This is a genomic window from Bacillus haikouensis, assembly GCF_013179555.1.
In the GTDB taxonomy this organism is placed as follows: Bacteria; Bacillota; Bacilli; order Bacillales; family Bacillaceae_B; genus Rossellomorea; species Rossellomorea haikouensis_A.
On the sequence record NZ_JABMCR010000364.1, the window covers coordinates 1 to 3,425 of the forward strand.

General features: G+C 44.9%; 2 protein-coding genes and 1 pseudogene. All 3 read right to left on the reverse strand.

The window, feature by feature from the left end; all coding sequences use genetic code 11:
* Positions 1–252: 252 nt before the first annotated feature.
* Positions 253–1,911 (reverse strand): methyl-accepting chemotaxis protein, encoded by a 1,659-nt coding sequence (locus HP456_RS21515; RefSeq protein ID WP_172254913.1) that lies wholly within the window; start codon positions 1,909–1,911, stop codon positions 253–255.
* Between the two features lie 24 nt (positions 1,912–1,935).
* Positions 1,936–2,913 (reverse strand): BMP family lipoprotein, encoded by a 978-nt coding sequence (locus HP456_RS21520; protein WP_172254915.1) that lies wholly within the window; start codon positions 2,911–2,913, stop codon positions 1,936–1,938.
* A 284-nt stretch (positions 2,914–3,197) separates the two neighbouring features.
* Positions 3,198–3,425: pseudogene (locus HP456_RS21525) on the reverse strand (acyl-CoA thioesterase); the annotation flags it as partial.

Sequence of the window (3,425 nt, forward strand, 5' to 3'; positions counted from 1 at the left end):
GGGACAAAAGTGTTTTAGTCTAAGTAAAACCCGAACTAATTTGCCTTCTAATAGGCAAATTAGTTCGGGTTATTATTTTGTTCAGTGTACATTTATATTTTAGCACTTTCCAGCGGTTGATTGGAGTGCAAGGGGAAGACTCCTGCGGAAAGCGAAGTCTTGCACGGAAATCATTAGCGGTAATAAGAACATACACTGAAATTGCTCGTCTTTATGTCGTGGTTTATTTGTTTTGTCCCAGCCTCCTTACGATTAGAGAGTGAATCTTTCCAGTTCTTTTTTCATTTTAACAGTCATGGCATTCAGTTCTGAAACCTGTTCTGTCATCTGATCGAAGTAGCGGAGCTGTTCTTCGGTTGAAGAATAGATTTCTTCGGTTCCGGCAGCTGTTTCTTCAGTGATAGCAGAGATGTTTTCAACTGCGGCGATGACATTGTTCGTACGTTCGTTTGAAGCTGTCATCCCTTTTTCAAGTTCCGATAATTTCTCATAAATAACAGACACATTTCCTGATATTTCTTCAAAGGCACTTTCAGTGACAGACATAGACTCGACCTGGCGGCTGGACAATGTGCTGCCTTTCTGTGAGGCTTCCATAATCGAATGAATCCCGTGTTTGATACTTCCTACCATGTTTCCGATTCTTTCCGTAGCAATGGAGGAATCTTCGGCAAGCTTGCGGACCTCTTGAGCCACCACTGCAAACCCTTTACCGGCATCACCTGCACGTGCCGCTTCGATCGCGGCATTAAGGGCAAGTAGATTCGTCTGTTCGGCTATATCTTTCACTGCCAGCGCTGCCTGCTCAATTTCACCTGTATACTGAGCAAAGGATTGGACGGATCGTTCAATCGAAGCGGAAGAATCGGCGATGGACTCTGCGAATTCTTTTTGCTTGATAAGCGATGTTCTACCGTGCTCGACGGATTCAAGTGCAACCTTGCTTTTAGCGGAGGATTCCTGGCTGCCGCTGACATTGCGGGCAAATTCCTCACCCATCACTGCCATCAATGAAGCGGTGGATTGCACATCCTCCGAAATTGCCTGGCTGCCTTTGGCTAATTCTTCAGTAGAAACAGCAACCTGGCTGCTGCTTTCAGACAGGTTGGCCATCTGGACTTGGACATCCCTGGTGAATTGTTCGACATTCACTCCGATGTCATTTACGGATTGAACCGTATTGCGCAGGTTTTCGACCATGTGCTGAAACGCCGATTGAAGTTTAGTCACTTCAAATTTATCATCCTTTTTGCTGCTTTCTTCAAACGTTATCGTGAGGTCCCCGCCGGCAATTCTTTCTGCATTATCGACCATCGCATTCAGCGGTTTGACAATCCGGTTTGAAAGAATGATAGAAGCAGCTACGGATAGAATGATGGCCGTCAGGAAACCGATGACAGTCGCCCACACAATGAAGGTGATTTCCTGTTCGTTTTCTTTTAATAAGTTTTGATACCAGTCATTTGTTTGCTTGTTTAATAGATACATATCATTCAGGACGCCTGAAATCCGCAGCGACTGACGCTTGATTTCAGCCTGGTTGTTCGCATTCAACGCTTCCTCCGAAGCTGACAGCAGTTCTGAGAACTTCGACTTTATGACAGCAAGTGTTTTTTCCTGATCTTCTATAAAGATGATTTTCTCAAGTTCATCAATTTGTGAAGCAGTATCCGTCAATATCGTTTCAACCATTTGTTTATTCTCTTCAGTGGAATTGGCGGAATAATTGGCGAGTGCCTGCTGTGAGACGATGAGGTCGCCACGCAGCTGTTCGGTTTCTAAGAGGATCTGGACATCTTCATTCGCTGAGCTTTGAAGAGAGATCAATTGAGAAACGATGTATCCTATTATGATAGTTGATAGAATCAGGGGAACGAATCCCATGATCATTAATCGCTTTTTCAGTGCCATGTATCATTAACTCCTTAGACGGGATTATTGAATCTTAATCGTGACTTCTCCCGAGATGATCTTATCTGTTGCTTCTTTAATCTTTTTCTTTTCTTCATCTGTCAATTCGGTGAGGCGGACAGGAGCCAGGCCGACTCCATCTTCCATTAAGCCGAGTTCAAATGAAGAGGCTGAAATCTTGCCTTCGGACACCAATTCTTTAGTGAGGTTAAAAACAGCGATGTCAATCTTTTTCAACATCGAGGTCACCACCGATTTTTCAGCAATGAAGTATTGATCGGAATCGACACCGCCAGAATAAATGCCAGCCTTCTGTGCAGCCTGTATTGCTCCGACGCCGGTAAATCCGGCTGCCGGGTAAATGAAGTCTGCACCAGCTTTGATTTGTTTGTTTGCAATACTGCTCCCAAGGGCCGCATCGCCAAAATTATCCGCATTGTCTTTCAGGATCTTAATCGAAGGATTCACATACTTCGCTCCTTGTTCAAAACCCTTTTCAAAACGATGAATGACAGGGGCATCCGCACCGCCGATGAAACCGAGGGTATTCGTCTTGGACTTCATAGCCGCCACCATGCCGACAAGAAAGCTGCCTTCATGTTCCTTGAACGTGATCGATGTGATGTTATCAAGCTCCGAGTGGCCGTCGATCAGAAGGAATTTCTGATCAGGATGCTGCTTAGCCACATTCTCGAGCGCCTCCTGAATGGAGAAGCCAAGCCCGATCACAAGGTCATGATCCTGATTGACGAGATCCTGAAGAGCCTCTTCAAAATTCCCGTCTGGTGCTTCCCTGTAGTCAAACAGGATCCCCAGTTCTTCCCTTGCACGTTCAAGACCGCGGAATGCTGAATCATTAAACGATCCATCCCCGAGACCGGTGTCAGAAAGAAGGATCCCGATCGTTTGTTTGTTTTCATTACTATTTTGCTCAGATGATGAGGATGAGCAGCCGGCTGCTGCAAGCATCATCACCAGCACTATCAATATGAACTTTTTCAATATAAACCCTCCACATAATGGTGAAAATAAGGACGTAGGACTTGTCCGACCTTTGTAATATCGGAGGGGGGCAGAAAATTGTTAGCTTGGCATGAAAAGTAGGAGTATTTTGAATATTGTTGAAGAATTGAAAAGAATTACATTGAAATATCCCCAAAATCTTTTAAGGCTTGAATGAACTGGCGCTTGAATGGTCGTTCGGCCTAATCGAAATGAATAAGTCAAAAAGAAGTAAATCTGCAACAAAAAAAAGAGATGCTCATCACAAGCATCTCTCTTACTGCCTAATAGGCATTCCTGAAAAACTCCGCCAATTCCTGGCTGTGCTTTTTACGGGCCTTCCGGTGTTCTGCACGGCTCTTCGCCGTTTCGTTCAGCCATTTTTCTTCTTCTGTTTCCGGAACGACCTCCGGGATCACTACTGGTTTTCCGCCCTCGATTGCAACGAACGTTAAAAAGGAAATCGCTGCGACTGTCGTTTCACCTGTCAGCAGGACTTCAGAAGTGACTTT

Excerpts from the sequence above, each read along its gene's own strand:
- HP456_RS21515 (WP_172254913.1), bottom strand. The coding sequence starts at position 1,911 with ATGGCACTGAAAAAGCGATTAATGATCATGGGATTCGTTCCCCTGATT.